Raw genomic sequence first — 18,658 nt, forward strand, 5'->3', positions numbered from 1 at the left:
CCACCCAAAGGCAGCCACAAGCACCGACACTACGAAGCAACCCCCACCACAACCAAAGCTGCAATGGAAGCCGATTCAAAACCCGGCCCGACCAGCCATCTGGCACAACTGGTCAAACCAAATAAACAAACTATTCGGCATCGATTATATGACACACTGTTGAGTTCTCAAGGAGCGGACGCGCACCAACCCAGACCCGCTAAGATCCTCGCTGGGGCAACCTCTCTACCCTAGCCCAGCTTGTCCGTGTCTTCCAAATCGAGCACCGGCCGTATTGCACCGACACCGATCGTCTGACCGATCGAACTGAGTTCCGGTTCCTGGCCTTCCAGGCGCTTCGCGCCGGCCGGACCGGATCCAGGGGCTGCCTGACCGGGGACTGGCCACCTCTCGGTGTCCGTTCCTCCCTGTCGGGGCAACGAGATGTAACACTACGCGGATCGGGGGTAGTGGTCAAATCATGGTCGAGCGGCCCGAATGCGCGCGGATGAACCTTGCTCTGGCCTCGGCGGGCTGTCAGGAACGGCAGGATTCCGCCGTTCTGGCCGCGCGGGGTGCGGCTCCGGCAGCGCGTCGGGGCGGAATCTGTCGGCACCCCGGACCGGTCCGTGTGGGGCGGAACACATCACGGGTTGATGAGGTCGAATCCCAGCGCCTCGGCGGCTGCGGTCGGGTGCGCCGGCCCGGCCCAACGGCCGGCCAGGCTCTCGTGCGCCAACGACCTCGGCTCGGCGCGGTCGAGGTAGAGCTCGCCGGCGAGGTGATCGGTCTCGTGCTGGACGATCCGCGCCGGCCACCCGTGTAGGACCTCGTCGATCGGTGTGCCCTCGGGAGTCTGGGCACGCAGCCGAACCGTGCGCCATCGCCGTCGGACGGCCAGCCATCCCGGGATCGAGAGACAGCCCTCGTAGAACGCGGCGACGTCGGTGCCGACCGGTTCGTAGGTGGGGTTCGCCAAGATCATCGGCGGGCACGGCCGCCGGTCCCGCGCGTCCGCGACCGCCGGGTCGGTGGCCCCCGTGTCCTCGATGACGGCGAGCGCCAGCGGCAGCCCGATCTGAGGAGCCGCCAGGCCGACCCCTGGGGCCGCGTGCATCGTACGGAACATCGCCGCGACCAGCTCGTTGCGCAGTCCCGGGTCCAGGTCGCCCCGGTAGGGCAGGGCGCGGCGCCGAAGGACGGGATCGCCGGCCCGCACGATCGGCAGGACGCCGTCCTCGGCGCGCTCGAGCAACTCCCCGACCCGCGCCGCCAACGAGTCTGTGGCCCTCGGCCCTTCGGTCATCGACTCATGCGAGCGCGAGCCTGGTGAGGACCACGTCGCTGAGCGTGCGCGCCTCGGTGTCCGCCTGCTCCTGGTTGGCGGCTTCCACCATCACCCGCACCAGGGGCTCCGTCCCGGAGGAGCGCAGCAGCACCCGCCCGGTGTCGCCGAGCCGTTCCTGTGCGGCGCTGACTGCGGCCGAAACACCCTCATCGGAGTTCACGCGGGACTTGTCCACGCCGGGCACGTTGATCAGGACCTGAGGCAGCCGCTGGATCGCAGAGGCGAGGTCCGCGAGGGTGCGACCGGTGGCTGCCACCCGGGCGGCGAGGTGCAGCCCGGTCAGGATCCCGTCACCGGTGGTCGCGTGATCGGACATGATCACGTGACCGGACTGCTCCCCACCGAGGCTGAACCCGCCGGCTCGCATGGCTTCCAGCACGTAACGGTCTCCGACGCCGGTCTGCTCGGTGCGGATCCCCGCCTCCCGCATCGCCAGGATCAGGCCGAGGTTGCTCATCACGGTGACGACCAGGGTGTTCTGGGCCAGCCGCCCCTCCTCGGCCAGTGCCAGCGCAAGCAGGCCCATGATCTGGTCGCCATCGACCAGGGCGCCGGTGTGGTCGACCGCGAGGCATCGGTCGGCGTCTCCGTCGTACGCGACCCCGAGGTGGGATTCGGACGCCACCACGGCGGCCTGGAGCTGCTCGGGATGCGTCGAGCCACACTTCTCGTTGATGTTGCGACCATCGGGTGAGGCGTTGATGACCACGACGTCGGCCCCCGCGGCCCGGAGCACGTCGGGGCCCACCTGGCTGGCGGCGCCGTTCGCGCAGTCGACCGCGATCCGCAGACCCGAGAGGTCGTGGCCGATCGTGCCCAGCAGGTGCTGCACGTACCGGTCACCGCCCAGGCCACGGTCGTGCGTGATGCGACCGACGTCGGCGCCCGTGGGCAGTTCCCAGTCCCTACCGAGCTGGGCCTCGATGGCGTCCTCGACAGCATCGTCGAGCTTGACGCCGCCGCGCGCGAAGAACTTGATGCCGTTGTCCGCCATCGGGTTGTGCGAAGCCGAGATCATGACGGCGAGGTCCGCGTTCTCGGCGGCGGTCAGGTAGGCCACAGCCGGCGTCGGGAGAACCCCGAGGTCCTCGGTGTCCACCCCGGCGCTGGCCAGTCCGGCGATCACGGCGGCCGAGAGGAACTGTCCGGAGACACGCGGGTCGCGGCCCACGATCGCGTGCGGGCGGCGGTCGGCGAAGGTTCCGCGTTCACCCAGCACGTGCGCGGCGGCCGTGCCCAACTGCAGCGCGAGTTCGGCAGTCACCTCCCGGTTCGCAAGTCCCCGCACCCCATCGGTGCCGAAAAGTCGTGCCATGGCTCTGCCTCTCTCTGCTGCCGACGCCGCGCCCGTGGGGCGACATGACATCGGCCCCGAACGGACCACAGGGGTCGTTCGGGGCCGATGGTAGTACTGCGCCGATCAGCGCTTGGAGTACTGGGGGGCCTTACGGGCCTTCTTGAGACCGGCCTTCTTACGCTCGGTGACCCGGGCGTCGCGGGTGAGGAAACCAGCCCGCTTGAGCGTGGCGCGGTTGGACTCGCCGTCGATCTCGTTCAGCGCCCGCGCGATCGCCAGGCGCAGCGCGCCAGCCTGGCCGGACACCCCGCCGCCGGTGATGCGTGCGACGACGTCGAAGCGGCCGGTGAGGTCGAGCAGAGTGAACGGTGCGCCCACGAGCTGCTGGTGCAGCTTGTTCGGGAAGTACTCCTCGAGGGTGCGGCCGTTGACCTTCCAGGTCCCGGTGCCAGGAACCAGCCGCACGCGGGCGATGGCCTCCTTGCGGCGGCCGAGGGCTGCGCCAGGGGCGGTCAGGGAGCGGCCGGCGCCGGTGGTCGCGGCAGCGGTGGTCTCGGTGGTGTACGACGAGGGGGCTTCGCCCTCGAGCTCGTCGATCTCAGTGATGGTCTCGGACACGATTCTCCTAAGTTCTTCTTCGCGGCAGTAAGCGCGGGGCGCGTTACTGCGCGACCTGGGTGATCTCGAAGGTCGTGGGCTGCTGCGCCGAGTGCGGGTGCTCCCCACCGGCGTAGACCTTCAACTTGCGCATCTGGGCGCGGCCCAGGCGGGTCTTGGGGATCATGCCCCGGACGGCCATCTCGACGGCCCGCTCGGGGTGCTTCTCAAGCAGCTCGGCGTAGTTCGTCGCCCGCAGACCACCCGGGTAGCCGGAGTGGCGGTAGGCGAGCTTGTTCTCCCGCTTCGCACCGGTCAGCGCGATCTTCTCCGCGTTGATGACGATGACGAAGTCGCCACCGTCCACGTGCGGGGCGAAGGTGGCCTTGTGCTTGCCCCGGAGCAAGGTGGCGACCTGGGTGGCCAAGCGGCCGAGGACGACGTCGGCAGCGTCAATGACGTACCAATTGCGCTCGGTCTCGCCTGCCTTGGGGGTGTACGTACGCACGGTCGTAGCCTTCGTTTCTCTGCTGGTCTGCTTGCGGCACGCTGCCTGCCCCCTCGGCCCCTCGCGGGGCGCGGACACACAGTGGACCGGATGGTCACTTCGGTGGTTGGTGAGCGTCATCATCACGCGCGATGCGGTGAGTGGGAGGCACCGACCAGCGAACGCGGACGCACAACGACTCCACAGAGTACTCCGAGCGTGCCGTCACGGTCAAAGCGAGATGGGTCACGGCCGGAGCGACGTTCGTCACGCCGCGGTCGCGGTAGCCACAGTTCAGCGGCGCCGGAGCGCTCCGTCATCGGACCATACCGGTTCATCGGTCTCCACCACCCGCCCGTCAGCCCGCACCTGCAGGAACCTGTCGAAGGTCCGGGTGAACCACCGGTCGTGGGTCACCGCGATAACCGTGCCCTCGAACGCCGTCAGGCCCGCCTCCAGCGCCTGCGCGGAATGCAGGTCCAGGTTGTCCGTGGGCTCGTCGAGCAGCAGCAGGGTCGCGCCGGCGAGCTCCAGCAGCAGGATCTGCAGCCGGGCAACCTGCCCACCGGACAGCGTCTCCACCCGCTGCTCGGCGGCGGCCGCAAGTTCGTAGCGGTCGAGCACCCGGCCGGCCTGCTCCCGCGGGATGCCGTGCCTGCGCCCCTCACCGCGGCCGAGGATCTCCACGAGCGTGCGGCCGACGAGCGCCGGCGGCAGCGCCTGCTGCGTGAACCAGCCGGGCAGCACGCGGGAGCCGAGCACCGCGCGCCCGGTGTGCGCGACCGGGGCGGGCAGCACGTCGGTGACCGGTCGGTGCTCCACGTCGGGGTCGCTGCCGCCGCCGGCCAGCAGCCGCAGCAGGTGGGACTTGCCGGTGCCGTTCGCGCCGAGCACCGCGACGCGCTCGCCGAACCAGATCTCGAGGTCGAAGGGCTGCGTGAGCCCGTCCAGCGCGAGCCCGGTGCACACCACCGCCCGTTTGGCCGTGCGGCCGCCGGTCAGCCGCATGGTCACGCGCTGGTCCTTGGTGACCTCCTGCGGTGGCCCGACCTGCTCGAACTTCTCCAACCTCGTCCGGGCCGCCTGGTACCGCGAGGCCATATCGGCGTTGTAGGCCGCCTTCTGCTTGTACATCAGCATCTGGGTCCGCAGTTTCTGATGCTCCTCGTCCCATCGGCGGCGCAGGTCCTCCAACCGGGCCATCCGGTCGATGCGCGCCTGGGCGTAGTTCGCGAAGCCTCCTCCGTGGATCCATGCCGTGGAACCGGTGCCGGCCGGCTCCAGCGTCACGATCTGCGTGGCGGTCGCGGCCAGCAGCTCCCGGTCGTGGCTGATGTAGAGGACGGCCTTGCCACTGGCCCGCAACTGCTCCTCGAGCCAGCGTTTGGCTGGTACGTCAAGGGAGTTGTCCGGCTCGTCGAGCACCAGGATGTCGGCCGGCCCGCGTAGCAGTGCGGTGAGTACGAGGCGCTTCGCCTCACCCCCGGAGAGGCTGTCCGCGCGGCGCCACTGCGCACGCTCGTAGGGCTGTGCGAGTACGGCCATGCACATCTCGTCCCACTCGGCCTCGAGCTGGTACCCGCCGACGTCGGCCCAGTCGGCGAGGGCCTGCGCGTAGGCGAGCTGGGTGGGCTCGTCGTCGGCGAGCATCATCGCCTCCTCGGCGGCCTCGATGCGGCGCGCGACGGCGGCGGGTACCGGCGGGGCGTGCTCGACGAGCAGGTCCCGCACGGTGCGCTCGTCCGAGTCGCGACCTACCCACTGGTCCATGACCGCGAGCGACCCGGAATGCGTCACCGTGCCGGCATGCGGCGCCGATCGTCCGGTCGCGATCCGCAGGAGGGTCGACTTGCCGGCCCCGTTCGGGCCGATGAGGGCCATCCGGGCCCCCTCGCCGACGCGCATCGAGACGTCGTCGAGCAGGACCCGGCCGTCCGGGAGACTAAAGCCGATCCCGGCCAGTTCGAGGTGTGCCACGGACCCAGCATGCTGCCCGGGCGGCCGGCGAGCCAACCTGATTCCGCCTCCGACGGCCGGGGCGGACCGGAGCGGGCGGGCCGACCACCTCGGGAACCGTCCCGGGTCCGGGCGGATCTGGTGCGCACTCGGCCCGGAGGTGCCAGTCTGAGGGTATGAGCGGAACCGAGGAGACCCCAGGCACCAGCACCGATCCCGAGCTGCCCGGCGAGGGTGACAACGATCAGCTGGCGCGTGAGGACATGCTCGAGTCGCGGGCGGTGGATGATCTGCTCGACGAGGGCTACTCGCCGCCGGAGCGCGATCGAAACAACCACTGGGGTGAGACGGCCTACGAGGAGTCCCGCGGAGAGAGCCACGACCAGCAGCTCGCCCAGGAGCGACCGGAGGCCTGGCAGGAGCGCGGTGCGACCGAGTACCGCCAGGCCGACCGGGCCGGCCGGCTCGAGGACGTCCGGGACGGTTCCCGCGAGCAGGACGGCTGGGGTCGCGACGCGGGCGTGGCGGGCGGCGCCGCCTCCGCCGAGGAGGCGGCGATGCACATCGTGGTCGGCGAAGATGAGGACGCGGACGGCGAGCCCGATCCCGAGGGCGTGGTCGCCTACGTGCGCGGTGATGAGGACGGTCTGCCGGACCAGGACCGTCCGGACCGCGATGACGAGGACGACGACGAGGGCGGACCCGGTCGCCGTCGCCATTGACCGAGCCGGTCAGACCGGCCCGGAGGGCCGGTTCGGCAAGGTGCGGACCGCCCGGGAGACGCGCGCACGCTCCGCGAGTTCGCCGTCGGGCGGGTAGGCGACCTCCTCGAGGGTGAGCCCGCGCGCCGGGGCGACCGTGACGCGCGGATCGCGTCGGGCCGCGGCAAGGATCAACGAGGGCCAGTCCGGCTCGGCGCGCCCCTCCCCCACGACCAGGCACCCGCCGACCAGCGCCCGCACCATCGAGTGACAGAACGCATCGGCGCGCACGCGGGCCTCGACGAGCCCGGACTCGGGGTCCCGGTGCCACCCGAACTCCTGCAGCGTCCGGATGGTCGTGGCCCCTCGGCGGGGCTTGCAGTACGACGCGAAGTCGTGTTCGCCGACGAGGGCGCGGGCTGCTGCATCCATCGCGTCGACGTCGAGTTCGCGCTTGTGCCAGGTCACGCCGGTGCGGGACAGCGGATCCCGGTCGCCGATCCGGTCGACGAGCCGGTAGCAGTAGCGTCGCCAGATCGCCGAGAACCTGGCGTCGAAGCCGGCGGGGGCTGGCGCGACGGACCGCACCACGATGTCCGGCGCGAGTACGGCCATCAGCCTCCGAGCGAGCGCCACCCCGGGAGTCCGGTCGCTGCGTCCGGGGGTCGCCTCCCAGGCACCCCGGGGCAGATCCACGTGTGCGACCTGGCCGCGGGCGTGCACGCCCGCGTCGGTCCGGCCGGCGACCGTCAGCCGAGGGAGGTCCGGCAGCCGCAGCACCCGGGCGAGCGCGGCTTCGATGTCACCTTGGACGGTCCGCTGGCCGGGTTGGATGGCCCAGCCGGCGAGGTCGGTACCGTCGTAGGCGACGTCGAGCCGCACGCGCACGACGGCGTCGCTCGCCGGTGCGGGTCGCTCGCCGCCTGCGGGGGTCGGCTCGGGCGCCGGCGCAGTCGCGCGGTCCGGCGGGTTCGGGGCGTCGCTGTCTGGAAACACGCCCCAAGTCCATCACGACCGGGGCGAAGGTAGAGTCACGCTCGTGCAGGACACACCAGCGACGCTGGCGGTCGATTGTGGCGGAGGCGGCATCAAGGCGTCGGTGCTCGACGCCGCCGGGACCATGCACGCCCAACCGGTCCGTGCGGCCACGCCCTACCCGTTGCCCCCGGAGCGTCTCCTCTCGCTCATCGCGGACCTCGCGGGCCGGCTCCCCCCGGCCGGCCGGGTGACGGTCGGCATGCCCGGGATGATTCGGCACGGCGTGGTGGTCCACACGCCGCACTACGTCACGAAGGCCGGTCCGCGGACCCGGGTCCTGCCGGAGCTCGTGACCGCCTGGTCCGGGTTCGACATGAGGGCCGCGATCAGCGCGGAGCTCGACCTGCCGGCCCTCGTCCTCAACGACGCGGAGGTCCACGGTGCCGGGGTGATCGCCGGAGCCGGCCTGGAGCTGATGCTCACGTTCGGTACCGGGCTCGGCAACGCCGTGTTCGACGGCGGCATGCTCGCCCCGCACCAGGAGCTCTCCCAGGGTCCGGTCCGGTGGGGCCTGACCTACGACGAGTACGTCGGTGAGCACGAGCGGCTCCGGCTCGGCGACTCGCAGTGGTCCCGTCGGATCCGCCGGGTCGTGGACGCGCTGCGCCCCGTCTACCTCTGGGATCGGCTCTACATCGGCGGCGGGAACTCCCGTCGACTGACCCCGACCGTGCTCGAGAAGCTGGGCGACGACGTCGTGATCGTGCCCAACAGCGCCGGCATCATCGGTGGGGTGCGAGCCTGGTCGCTCCGGACCGAGTGAGCGGAACCACCGGTTACGCGGTGACGAGCCGGGTACGTTCCACCAGCAGCCCGGTCAGCCGGGCGAACGCCTCGGGCCGGTCGAGGCTGACCAGGTGACCGGCGCGGGGAACCACACACAGCTGCGCGTACTGCGCGGCGGCCACGAAGCGACGCTCCTGGGTGCGGAAGTGGTCCCAGGCACCGTTCACGAACCAGATCGGTGCCTCGATGGCCGCCAGGTCGGCGAGCGTGTCCACCTCGTTCATCGCGGTCAGGGCCGGCCCCATGACGCCCCACGGCACGCCCCCGGCATTGACGTCACGGGCCGCGTCCTGGGAGAGCGTCAGCCGGGCCATGGTGTTGCCGATGAACCGGCCCCGGTCGGGTAGGGCCTCGATCGCGCCCGCGACCGCCCGATAGCCCGCCAGCGCGGCCCCACTGGGCTGGGTGCAGCACGACGCCGCGAGGATGGCCGCGGGCGGCTGCTCCGCTCGGGCCGCCCAGTGCAGTGCGATGTAGCCGCCCATGGACAGGCCGACCACGACGTGCGGTCCCGGCAGGTCCGCGACCGCCTCGTCGATGGCGGCCCGGGCGCCGGCGAGGGTGAACGGTTCGTCCATCCGGTTCCCGTGTGCGGGCAGGTCCACCGCGGCGACCCGGCGCCCGGCGGCCTCGTGCAGCTCGATCTGCCCGCGCCACATCGTGGCCGAGGTCCGGATGCCGTGCACGAAGATGATCGAGGGAGTGCTCATCGATCCAGGGTACGTGGGGCGAGTGCCCTGCGGGTCGGCGAGGCGGGGCAGGACTGCCCGGGCCCACCACGCCGCGAGGCACAGCCGGCTCTGCCGGCACCGCTGCGCACAAGGCGAGGGGCCCGCCACCAGGAGATCATCCTGGCCGGCGGGCCCCTCGTTGGGACGGACGCGGCAGGTCGTGCCGCGACAGGTGTCCCAGTCCTCCGAAGAGGAGGTTCTACTTCTCGGCCGGAGCCTCGTCGTCGGCAGCGTCGGCCTCGTCGGCAGCGTCGGCCTCGTCGGCGTCCACGGCTTCGTCCGCAGCCTCGGCGTCCTCGACGACGGCGTCGCTGTCGACGTCCTCGACGTCGTCAGCCTCGTCCGTGGTCGCCTCGACGGCCGCTGTCTTGGCAGCCTTCTCCTTGACGTCCCGCTTCGTGGCGGCCTCGGCCTCGCGGACCGTGGCCTGCTTCGGGCTGACCGGCTCCGTCACGAGCTCGATGACCGCCATGGGGGCGTTGTCGCCCTTGCGCGGGGCGATCTTCGTGATCCGGGTGTAGCCACCCGCGCGCTCGGCCATCGCCGGGGCGATGTCGGCGAACAGCGTGTGCACCACGTCCTTGCGGGAGAGCACGGCAAGGACCTGACGGCGGGCGTGCAGGTCGCCACGCTTGGCCTTGGTGATCAGGCGCTCGGCGAGGGGGCGAAGACGCTTCGCCTTGGCCTCGGTGGTCGTGATGCTCTGGTGCTCGAACAGCGACTGGGCCAGGTTGGCCAGCATCAGCCGCTCGTGCGCCGGTCCGCCACCGAGACGAGGACCCTTCGTGGGCTTGGGCATGATATTTCCTCAGTTCCTAACGAGATGGAAAGACCGGCAGGTCAGTTGTAGGCGTCGAAATCGTCGCCGTCGTCGTAGGCGTTCGCCACGAGCGTCGGGTCGAAGTCCGCGGGGCTGTCCTTGAGCGAGAGGCCCAGGCCGACCAGCTTCTCCTTGACCTCGGTGATCGACTTCGCACCGAAGTTGCGGATGTCCAGCAGGTCCGCCTCGCTGCGCGCCACGAGTTCACCCACCGTGTGGATGCCCTCACGCTTGAGGCAGTTGTAGGACCGGATGGTCAGGTCCAGCTGCTCGATCGGACGGGCGAGGTCCTCCGCGACGGCGGCGTCCGTCGGGGACGGGCCGATCTCGATGCCCTCGGCCTCGGTGTTCAGCTCGCGGGCGAGGCCGAACAGCTCGACGAGGGTCTTGCCCGACGAGGCGAGCGCGTCGCGGGGAGCCATCGAACGCTTGGTCTCGACATCGACGATCAGCTTGTCGAAGTCCGTGCGCTGCTCCACACGGGTGGCCTCGACCTTGTAGGTGACCTTGAGCACCGGGGAGTAGATCGAGTCGACCGGGATGCGCCCGATCTCGGCGTCGAAGTTCTTGTTCTGCGCGGCCGAGACATAACCGCGGCCACGCTCGACGGTGAGCTCGATCTCGAGCTTTCCCTTCGCGTTGATGGTCGCGATGTGCAGGTCCGGGTTGTGGATCTCGACGCCGGCCGGCGGGGTGATGTCCGCGGCGGTGACGGTGCCGGGACCCTGCTTGCGCAGGTACATCACGACGGGCTCGTCGTTCTCCGAGGAGACCACGATGTTCTTGATGTTCAGGATGATCTCGGTGACGTCCTCCTTGACACCGGTGATCGTCGAGAACTCGTGGAGCACGCTGTCGATCCGGATGCTCGTGACCGCAGCCCCCGGGATGGAGGAGAGCAGGGTCCGACGCAGGGAGTTACCAAGGGTGTACCCGAAGCCAGGCTCGAGGGGCTCGATGACGAACCGCGAGCGGTAGTCGTCGACAACTTCCTCGGTCAGGGTGGGGCGCTGTGCGATGAGCACGGATATGTCCTTTCGGCAGGCGTCCGCCATATGACGCCATGCAAAGCCCCCCGCCCATCGGTCCGGTCGAGGGGGTCGTGCGGTACTGCGGTCATGCGTTGAGCCGGGATCGGGCCGCGGCGGTGTTCATCCCCCCGGCCCGGTCCCGAGGTACGGGATCAGACGCGGCGGCGCTTGGGCGGCCGGCACCCGTTGTGCGCCTGCGGCGTCACGTCCTGGATCGAGCCGACCTCGAGGCCGGTGGCCTGCAGGGAACGGATCGCGGTCTCGCGGCCGGAACCCGGGCCCTTGACGAACACGTCGACCTTCTTCATCCCGTGCTCCTGCGCCTTGCGGCCAGCGGCCTCAGCGGCGAGCTGGGCGGCGAAAGGCGTCGACTTGCGCGACCCCTTGAAGCCGACCTGGCCCGAGGAGGCCCAGGCGATCACCGCACCCGAGGGGTCGGTGATCGAGACGATCGTGTTGTTGAACGTGGACTTGATGTAGGCGTTGCCCGCGGAGACGTTCTTCTTCTCCTTGCGGCGCGGCTTGCGCACGCCGGCTGCCTGGCGAGTCTTGGGAGGCATTCTGAGATTCCTTCTTCTTCGGTGAGGTCGTCGATCCGGACCGGCGGTGCGCCGGTCGACGGACTACTGCTAGCGGGCGGCCTTCTTCTTACCGGCCACGGTGCGCTTCGGACCCTTGCGGGTACGAGCGTTCGTCTTGGTGCGCTGCCCGTGCACGGGCAGGCCGCGGCGGTGCCGCAGACCCTGGTAGCAACCGATCTCGACCTTGCGGCGGATGTCCGCGGCGATCTCGCGGCGGAGGTCACCCTCGAGCTTGTAGGTGCCCTCGAGGAAGTCACGCAGCGCGACGATCTCGTTATCGGTGAGGTCCTTGACCCGCAGGTCGGGGCTCAGGCCGGTGGAGGTCAGGGTCTCGGCTGCCCGGGTACGCCCGACGCCGAAGATGTAGGTGAGCGCAACCTCTAGCCGCTTTTCGCGGGGGAGGTCGACGCCGACGATTCGTGCCAACTTCTTCTCACTCCTGTGAGTATCGGAGGTCTGCCGCACCATCGTCCCGGTGTTCCGGGCCCCGGCCTCCGACCGGGGGTTGCGCCGCGTACACCCTCACGGGCGACGGCGGAGCTGATGATGCGCTGGTGGCGTCACCCCTGATCGGGGTGCGCCGGACGCGTCAGGGTGTCAGCCCTGGCGCTGCTTGTGCCGCGGGTTGTCGCAGATGACGCGCACGCTTCCGTTACGGCGGATCACCTTGCACTTGTCGCAGATCTTCTTGACGCTCGGCTTGACCTTCATGGCTCTTCCTTTGCCGCCGCGCGCGGGAACAACGCCCCGTGGGGTTTGCTCGCGACGGCTTGATCGAGAGGGGGGTTACTTGTAGCGGTAGACGATGCGCCCGCGGGACAGGTCATACGGGCTGAGTTCGACCACGACCCGGTCCTCGGGGAGGATCCGGATGTAGTGCTGCCTCATCTTGCCCGAGATGTGAGCGAGAACCTTGTGACCATTGGTGAGCTCCACGCGAAACATCGCGTTCGGCAGCGCCTCGACCACGTTGCCCTCGATCTCGATGACACCGTCCTTCTTTGCCATGTCCTCCGCTAACTGCTGTGCTGTGCATGCCGGCGTGCGTGCCGACCTGCTGGTCCGAACGAGCGCGACACCTGCCCGCGGTGGTACCGCGAACATGCCACGCCCAACGGTCTATCGTACGGCATCGCTGCCGTTTCCGGTAACCGCGCGGAGCGCCCGGGCTGCGGTCTGGCTCACACCGACTGACCTGTCGGGACCGAGCCGCCGGCTCGGCGCCGGAGACGAAGCAGGAGCCCCGGCCGTGGGGGAAACGACCGGGGCCCCTACTCGTTACCGCCGGTCCGCGCTTGGAGTCGCATCGGGCGGGTCCGGCCGGTCAACCGAGCCGAACATCACCTATCCGACCAGATCTCCCGGCCGCGACCAATGGCCCCGGGTGATGAAGAGCAGGTGATCCGCCCGGGGTGAACCGAGCCCCGGAGAGGGTGAGGAGGGGACCGTCGCCCACCCTGGCCCAGCACAGGGGCCCCGACCGTGGGGGAGACGGTCGAGGCCCCTGTGGGTTGCGGCGCGGTTCCGGGGGAGCGGAACCGCAGCCGCGTCTGAGGCGGTGGCCGAGTCGGCCACCGGGTCTACTCCGCCGCGCGCCCCTTCCGGCGTTCGCGGCCGAGGAACGTGCTGCCGAGACCGAGGATCACCAGCGGGGCAACGGACGTCACCGAGGGGCACACCCGGTGGCACCGGCTGCGCATCGGCTCGGTCATACGGGTCGGTCGTACGGTGTGCCTCATCGGCCTCCCCCATCGTCGGCGGTTCACATCACTCGGGATCCGCACGACCGCGTCGACGTCACCGAGACGCGGAGGTGGGTTCCAGACCAGATGACCAGATCCGACGCGGCTCCGCGCACACCTGGCGTGGTGATCGCCTGGTGATTCGGCAGCCGCGGACTTCCGTGGCTGCGGGTGTGGCCAAGGGTGAAGGGTGAGAGTGAGGGTGTCGGGTGGCCGACGGCAGGAGGGTCAGGCCGCCGCCGAGCGGCGGCTCACCGGCGTCAGTCGACCGGATCCACGTCCACCAGTGGAGGCAGGAGACCGAGTTCGCGGGCGCGATCGATGGCGTCCTCGCGGGTGTGCACGCCCAGCTTCCGGTAGATGTTGCGCATCTGTGTCTTGATCGTGTTCTCGGAGACGTACAACCGCCTGGCCGCGTGGGAGAGCGACAGCCCCGGGGCGATCTCGGTGAGTACCCGCAGTTCTCGCTCGCTCAGCCGGATCGCCTCGTGCGGGGCTGGGAACAGCTCAGGGGCGTCGACCAGCTCAGGACGGTAGAGGAACTCCGCAGCCTGGGGCATCGACGCGCCGATCTCCTCCAGGTCGGCGCGCGGCACCATGAGGAACGGTCGCAGCTGCCCGCTCTGCTCGGCTACCGCGATCGCCAGGTGCAGCGCATCCGCGGCCTGATCGGCCAGACCGGCCCGGTGCGACGCGCTCGCGCGCAGCAGGGCCAGGTGCAGGGAGGTCCGGGGCCGGACGCCGGCCTGGGCGACCGCATTGTCGGTGAACGCGATCGCTTCCTCGAACTCACCTGCGTACAGCGAGTGCCGGGCGTGGGCCAGGCGCTGCCAGGCGCTGTTGGGATCGGCCTCGGTGAGCATCGCGCGTGCGCGGTCCGACTGACCGGTCTGGACGAGCAGGTCCACGAGTGAGGTCACGACCACGTTGTCCGCGAGACCCGGTCCCTTGCCCTGCTCCCGCAACTGCTGCCGGTAGCTCTCCAGCATGCCGATGGAGTCGAAGCGGCTCCCGGAGTGCATCGACCGGCTCGCGTGCAACTGGAGCGCGATGGCCCGCAGGTCCGCGAGCGCCACCGGAAGCCTCGGCTCGCGCCACTGAGGGCCGACCTCGAGACGGAGCGAGTCCAGGTCGATGATCTCGTGCACGAACCGCACACTCAGCTGCTCCAGTGTGCTCGGCTCAACGTCGTCGGAGAGCGGGAGGCCGCCGACGCGCGTCAACCACCGTTGCGCACCGAGGGTGTGCCCGAGGATGGCCAGTGAGAGCGCCAATCCGGCGCCCGCCTCCCGCTTGGCCGGGGTCAGCCCGCGCTCCCCGGCCCAACGGTAGGCCTCCCGGAACGCGTATGCGGCGCCGACCGTGTCGGCGCCGAAGAGTCTCGTGATGCTCCACTGCAGGAGCAGTTCAGGCATCTCGGACAGGACGTCCTCGGTCCAGGCCCCGTCCGCGGTGAGCAGGTCGACCCGTTGTCGCTCGACGATCTCGCGGGCGATCTCGTACTGGCCTGTGGACCGGAGCGAGAGGACCTGTCCGAGCGAGAGCCGTAGCTCCCCCGTGCGGCCCAGATCGGAATCCACATCGAGCAGGCCCGCCCGCAGCGCCGACACCGAGCGCTCGGAGGTATCCACGTTGAGGATGTAGTCGCGGGCGACCAGCAGGCGCGCACTCCCCCGGACCAGCGCCGCCGGAAGTCGCCCCAACGCGTCGCGGACCTGGTCGGGGTGACCCGAGACAAGTTCGACCCAGTACGCCTCGATGATCGACGCGGTCGACGGCCAGTCCTCCGCCCGGACCGCGTGTTCCAGGGCGGCGTCGGCCACCCCGCGTTCGCGGTACCAGGCCGCCATCTCCCGGTTGGCCCGCTGATACCCCTCGGGGTCCCGCTCGGCGTACACACGAAGGATGGCGAGGCGCACCACGCTCGAGTAGTGGTAGGAGGGCAACCCGGTCGCCGCCGACCTGGTGAGCAGACCGGAACCGGTCAGATAGCCGAAGGCCCGGTCCGCCACCGCCCGCCCGAGGACGTGCGCGGCGATGTCCTCGGTGAACTCACGCGGGACGGCGATCGCCATCACGAACGGGGCGGTCGCCGCCACGTCGGGATCGGACAGCACCAGCCGGGTGTACTTCTCGACGGCGGACCAGTCGACGCGGAGCTCGCCGTCCGGGCCCCGGGTCGACTCGAGCAGGACGGCTCGCACGAGAGCCGGCCAGCCGCCGAGCTCGGTCCGCAGCCGCTGGGCCTCCGCGATACTGACGGGCAGGTCGGCTGCCTCGGCCAGGTCCGCCACCTCCGCCGTCCCGAGCGTCAGTTGCGCGACCCGGAACACGACGCCGTCCGCCGTGATCTTCGCGAGCGTCTCGATCGGTCGCTCGTCACGCATCATCACGAACAGGTGGAACGACTCGTTCTCGTTGACCAGAGCCAGGAGCTCCTCGTCGACGCCAAGGTCGGTGACGTGGTGCAGGCCGTCGATCGCGAGGACCAGGTGGCGCGCTCGCTCGTAGATCGTCCGGTGCACGTCGTCCCAGGTGTCGGAACCGGCCAGGTCCCCGAGACCGGCGTCCCGGATGCGCCGGTGGACGATCCGCCAGAACTCCTCACGCCCGACCTCGCGGCTCGGCACGTTGATCCAGATCCGGTCGTACCCGGAGCCGAGTTGGCGCAGCCAGTACGAGGCCGTGCTGGTCTTGCCCCACCCGCGTGGGCTGCGGAACACCACCAGCGAGGGCACCGAATCCAGCGCACGACGCACCTCGGGCGCGGGGACGAACCCGATCGGGACGCGAGGCATGCCGAAGCCGTCGCCTGCGCCGGGGCTCACCACGCCCATCGTCCGCTCCTCCCCGGTCACGATTCCATCGGCACACGGAGCGCCATGACCTCGAACTCGTCCCCCATCATGCTCGTCCTCGCGCCCACGCGTCGGCCTTCCGGCGAACGACCGGCCAACGGCTCAAGCGCGTTTGGTGTCGCTGCGTCCACCTTCGTGTCGTTTCGGACCGTTCGGCGGCACGGGATCACCGACGAGTCAGGCCTGATGGATGCCATGCTCGGCTGCGGCGAGCGCCTCGTTCCGGTTCGAGACGCCGAACTTCTTGTAGATCGTCCGCAGGTGCGTCTTCACGGTGTTCACCGAGAGACCGAGGTCGTGGGCGATCCCCACCGGCCCGGCGTGGACCTCGAGGGCGCGCAACACCTGCGCCTCGCGCATCGTCAGTGTCTGCATCTCATCGGCCAACGGGGCCGGCTGCTGCACCGGAGCACCCTCGGCGCCCGGCCACAGCTGGTGGATCCTGGCGTCGTCACCGGCGAGCGTCTCGAAGACATACCGCTGCATCAGGAAGAACGGCCGCCGCTGACCCGTCGCCTGCGCGAGCCGAACGGCGGTGGCGAAGGCGCGCCGGGCTTCGGTGAGGTTCCCGAGTGCGTGGTGGGCACTGGCCAGGATCACCTGACACTCCACCGCGGCCCGCCGCGAGCCGCCCGAGTCGAGCGACTTCGTGGCGTAGGAGATCGCTTCGCCGAAGGTGCGGTCGGTCAGGTGTACCTTCGCGATCGCCGCCCAGGCCACCGGGTTGCCGTCGTACCGGTCCGAGACCTCACGCGCCACCCCCGGCATCTGGGCGACCAGGAGCAGTTCCACGAGGGTCGAGCTCAGGACCGCCTCGACGAGGCTCCCGCGGGCGATGTGACGCAGTGCGGCTCGCAGGTGGTTCGTCTGCCGGAAGATCCGATCCGTGGTGCCCTCCAACACCGCATGGTGGGCTCGGATGAACACGGTCAGCGCCCAGAGTTCGTCCCGGTGCCGGGGCTCGATCATGGTTGCCACGGCCTCGTCGGCACCCGGATGAGCGGCATCGACCATGGCGAGTGCCCGCGCGATGCTGGCCGCGACGAGTGCGATGTCCCGCGCGTCCTCCGGTTGCGCGTGCTGGATCCGGTCCTGCAGCGTCGAGTCCTCCAGCCAGCGCAGGGCGAGGTCCGGTTCGCCGTTCAACGCGTGCACCAGCGCGAGGCCAACCGTACCCATCTGCAGGGCACCGGTGTCGGACGGCGAGATCAGGCCGCGCTCGCGGGCACGGCTGAACGCGTAGACGGAGGTGTCCAGGTTGCCGCCGAGCAGGCTGGAGATACCCCATTGCAGCAGGACCAGGCTCTCGTCCCGCTCGGGGTCGCCTGCCCCCGAGCGGTCCTCCTCGATGATCGAGTTGATGGTGGTGTAATCCGGGACCGCCCAGATGCTGTCCGGGGCGTGCGGGTCGAGCGCCCCCTCGACGTAGTCGACCGCCACCCGGAGTCGGGCGTTGGCAGCAACCAGGTCATCGGGGAACATCCGGGCCGCTGCGATCAGGGTGAGCGGCTGGTGGGTGAGCAGTCGCGCCCACTGCCTTTCGATGACGTCCATGGCGGTCGTCCACTGGGCCGCGTGGACGGCGTGGGTCAGAGTCTCCCCCGGGTCCTTGTTGGCGGCCGAGAGGTTCATCAGGGCCAGGTGCACCTCGCGGAAGAGCTCGGGCCGCGACTCACGCATCACCCGGATGAGTGCGTTACGGATGGCCGGGGCGTAGGAGTACATCTGCCCCTCGACCGTGTGCCTTTCACTGAGCAGGCCCGCCGCGCGCACGTTCCGTAGGATCCGGACGGTGTTCCCCTCGGGGGCGATCGCCCTGGCCATCTCGATGTCGAACTGCTCAGGGATCGCGGTACGCAGCAGGAACGAGCGCACGTTCTCGAAGCGAAGATCTCGGACCATGGTCGCGATGTAGCCGTCCACCAGGCTCCCATCGACCAGCGTTCCGCCCTCGCCCTCGCCGTCGACGCCGGAGACGGCGCGCATCAGGCCGGCGCGGATCGCGGACGGCCAGCCACCGAGGTCGACGGCGATCTGTTGGGCCTGGTCCATCGTGATCGTGACCCCGAGGCGAGTCGCCAGATCATGCACCTGCGGTCCGGTCATCCGCAGGTCGGCCGGTCCGATCATCGCCGCCTCGACGGAGAGCGCGCCCGTCGTCTCGAGTGCGCGCAGTGTCCGGGAGCCCACCACGAGGAAGAGTTGGTCGTTCTGGCGGACCAGGTCGACCATCTCGTCATCGATCGTCGCGGCACCATGCTTCAGTCCCGCCTCGTGGAAGTCATCGATGATCAGCACCAGCGGCTCGCTCCGCTCCGCGAGCAGTCCGGTCACCTCCGCATGCGGATCGGAGTCCGATGCCGAGGCACCCAGCAGGTCCGCCCGTTCGAGCCCGGACCGCAGCTCCGCCCAGAACCCGGCCAGCTCGTTGCTCGCGGTGCTGAGCGTGACGTAGACGGTGGGGTGCCGATGGCCCTCGCTCCGCAGCCACGTCACGATGGCGCTCGTCTTGCCATAGCCGCGCGGCCCGCGGAGGACGGTCAGAGGATGCTCACCGGCGAGTGTGTTGAGGACGTGCTCGCTGATCTGGGTGTCACGCGGGATCCGCGGCAGGCCAGACGGCAGCGACGCCGACCCGACTGTCACCGTGTCACCCCGGCCCGGTTCCGGCGCCGCCCGAGCCCGTCGGGGCACCGTGAACCGCGC

The 18,658-nt window shown here is 70.1% G+C and carries 17 protein-coding genes; 2 read left to right on the forward strand and 15 right to left on the reverse strand.

From position 1 onward, the window contains the following. Positions 1-625: 625 nt before the first annotated feature. The 5 genes from KCQ71_RS25805 to KCQ71_RS25825 form a co-directional block, all read right to left on the reverse strand. Positions 626-1,285, reverse strand: coding sequence for a peptide deformylase (locus KCQ71_RS25805; RefSeq protein ID WP_223411568.1), 660 nt, complete (start codon positions 1,283-1,285; stop codon positions 626-628). Between the two features lie 4 nt (positions 1,286-1,289). Continuing rightward, positions 1,290-2,642, reverse strand: coding sequence for a phosphoglucosamine mutase (glmM, locus tag KCQ71_RS25810; RefSeq protein ID WP_223411569.1), 1,353 nt, complete (start codon positions 2,640-2,642; stop codon positions 1,290-1,292). A 105-nt stretch (positions 2,643-2,747) separates the two neighbouring features. Beyond that, the gene (rpsI, locus tag KCQ71_RS25815; protein ID WP_223411570.1) at positions 2,748-3,242 is read right to left on the reverse strand and encodes a 30S ribosomal protein S9; all 495 of its coding nucleotides are present in this window, start codon (positions 3,240-3,242) and stop codon (positions 2,748-2,750) included. 43 nt (positions 3,243-3,285) lie between these two features. Beyond that, on the reverse strand, positions 3,286-3,729 hold the full coding sequence (gene rplM, locus KCQ71_RS25820) for a 50S ribosomal protein L13 (protein ID WP_223411571.1): 444 nt from the start codon (positions 3,727-3,729) through the stop codon (positions 3,286-3,288). A gap of 273 nt (positions 3,730-4,002) precedes the next feature. Continuing rightward, the gene (locus tag KCQ71_RS25825) at positions 4,003-5,685 is read right to left on the reverse strand and encodes an ABC-F family ATP-binding cassette domain-containing protein (RefSeq protein ID WP_223411572.1); all 1,683 of its coding nucleotides are present in this window, start codon (positions 5,683-5,685) and stop codon (positions 4,003-4,005) included. Positions 5,686-5,840: 155 nt separating this feature from the next. On the opposite strand from KCQ71_RS25825, the gene KCQ71_RS25830 reads away from it, so the two are divergent. Beyond that, positions 5,841-6,386, forward strand: coding sequence for a DUF5709 domain-containing protein (locus tag KCQ71_RS25830; RefSeq protein ID WP_308116698.1), 546 nt, complete (start codon positions 5,841-5,843; stop codon positions 6,384-6,386). 9 nt (positions 6,387-6,395) lie between these two features. On the opposite strand, the gene truA is transcribed toward KCQ71_RS25830, so the two are convergent. Continuing rightward, positions 6,396-7,253, reverse strand: coding sequence for a tRNA pseudouridine(38-40) synthase TruA (gene truA, locus KCQ71_RS25835; protein ID WP_223411607.1), 858 nt, complete (start codon positions 7,251-7,253; stop codon positions 6,396-6,398). 151 nt (positions 7,254-7,404) lie between these two features. Between truA and KCQ71_RS25840 the strand changes: the two genes are divergently transcribed. Next, entirely contained in the window at positions 7,405-8,166 is a 762-nt protein-coding gene (locus KCQ71_RS25840) for an ROK family protein (protein WP_223411573.1), read from the forward strand. A 13-nt stretch (positions 8,167-8,179) separates the two neighbouring features. Here the strand turns inward: KCQ71_RS25840 and KCQ71_RS25845 are convergent, their stop codons facing one another. The 9 genes from KCQ71_RS25845 to KCQ71_RS27840 all read right to left on the reverse strand — a co-directional run bounded on the left by KCQ71_RS25845 (position 8,180) and on the right by KCQ71_RS27840 (position 18,598). Then, a complete protein-coding gene (locus KCQ71_RS25845; RefSeq protein WP_223411574.1) occupies positions 8,180-8,899 on the reverse strand; it encodes an alpha/beta fold hydrolase in 720 nt (239 codons plus the stop codon). Positions 8,900-9,119: 220 nt separating this feature from the next. Beyond that, positions 9,120-9,719: a 50S ribosomal protein L17 gene (gene rplQ / locus KCQ71_RS25850; RefSeq protein WP_223411575.1), complete on the reverse strand. Its 600-nt coding sequence runs from the start codon at positions 9,717-9,719 to the stop codon at positions 9,120-9,122. A 41-nt stretch (positions 9,720-9,760) separates the two neighbouring features. After that, positions 9,761-10,765, reverse strand: a complete 1,005-nt coding sequence (locus KCQ71_RS25855) for a DNA-directed RNA polymerase subunit alpha (protein ID WP_154792940.1) — start codon at positions 10,763-10,765, stop codon at positions 9,761-9,763. A gap of 158 nt (positions 10,766-10,923) precedes the next feature. Next, entirely contained in the window at positions 10,924-11,331 is a 408-nt protein-coding gene (rpsK, locus tag KCQ71_RS25860; RefSeq protein ID WP_223411576.1) for a 30S ribosomal protein S11, read from the reverse strand. Positions 11,332-11,400: 69 nt separating this feature from the next. Beyond that, positions 11,401-11,778: a 30S ribosomal protein S13 gene (gene rpsM, locus KCQ71_RS25865; RefSeq protein ID WP_223411577.1), complete on the reverse strand. Its 378-nt coding sequence runs from the start codon at positions 11,776-11,778 to the stop codon at positions 11,401-11,403. A gap of 171 nt (positions 11,779-11,949) precedes the next feature. Then, positions 11,950-12,063 (reverse strand): 50S ribosomal protein L36, encoded by a 114-nt coding sequence (gene rpmJ / locus KCQ71_RS25870; protein WP_133110088.1) that lies wholly within the window; start codon positions 12,061-12,063, stop codon positions 11,950-11,952. Between the two features lie 75 nt (positions 12,064-12,138). Further along, the gene (infA, locus tag KCQ71_RS25875) at positions 12,139-12,360 is read right to left on the reverse strand and encodes a translation initiation factor IF-1 (protein WP_133110087.1); all 222 of its coding nucleotides are present in this window, start codon (positions 12,358-12,360) and stop codon (positions 12,139-12,141) included. Positions 12,361-13,354: 994 nt separating this feature from the next. Further along, positions 13,355-15,931, reverse strand: coding sequence for a helix-turn-helix transcriptional regulator (locus KCQ71_RS27475; RefSeq protein ID WP_283248807.1), 2,577 nt, complete (start codon positions 15,929-15,931; stop codon positions 13,355-13,357). A gap of 198 nt (positions 15,932-16,129) precedes the next feature. After that, a complete protein-coding gene (locus KCQ71_RS27840; RefSeq protein WP_223411578.1) occupies positions 16,130-18,598 on the reverse strand; it encodes a helix-turn-helix transcriptional regulator in 2,469 nt (822 codons plus the stop codon). Positions 18,599-18,658 lie beyond the last annotated feature (60 nt).

It is taken from the genome of Occultella gossypii, assembly GCF_019947135.1.
Lineage (GTDB): Bacteria > Actinomycetota > Actinomycetes > Actinomycetales > Beutenbergiaceae > Occultella > Occultella gossypii.

What these genes read in the sequence shown, in the direction of transcription:
- KCQ71_RS25805 (WP_223411568.1), bottom strand. Translation starts at nt 1,285, where the DNA reads ATGACCGAAGGGCCGAGGGCCACAGACTCGTTGGCGGCGCGGGTCGGG.
- glmM (WP_223411569.1), bottom strand. Translation starts at nt 2,642, where the DNA reads ATGGCACGACTTTTCGGCACCGATGGGGTGCGGGGACTTGCGAACCGG.
- KCQ71_RS25830 (WP_308116698.1), top strand. Translation starts at nt 5,841, where the DNA reads ATGAGCGGAACCGAGGAGACCCCAGGCACCAGCACCGATCCCGAGCTG.
- KCQ71_RS25845 (WP_223411574.1), bottom strand. Translation starts at nt 8,899, where the DNA reads ATGAGCACTCCCTCGATCATCTTCGTGCACGGCATCCGGACCTCGGCC.
- rplQ (WP_223411575.1), bottom strand. Translation starts at nt 9,719, where the DNA reads ATGCCCAAGCCCACGAAGGGTCCTCGTCTCGGTGGCGGACCGGCGCAC.
- rpsK (WP_223411576.1), bottom strand. Translation starts at nt 11,331, where the DNA reads ATGCCTCCCAAGACTCGCCAGGCAGCCGGCGTGCGCAAGCCGCGCCGC.
- rpmJ (WP_133110088.1), bottom strand. Translation starts at nt 12,063, where the DNA reads ATGAAGGTCAAGCCGAGCGTCAAGAAGATCTGCGACAAGTGCAAGGTG.
- infA (WP_133110087.1), bottom strand. Translation starts at nt 12,360, where the DNA reads ATGGCAAAGAAGGACGGTGTCATCGAGATCGAGGGCAACGTGGTCGAG.
- KCQ71_RS27475 (WP_283248807.1), bottom strand. Translation starts at nt 15,931, where the DNA reads ATGGGCGTGGTGAGCCCCGGCGCAGGCGACGGCTTCGGCATGCCTCGC.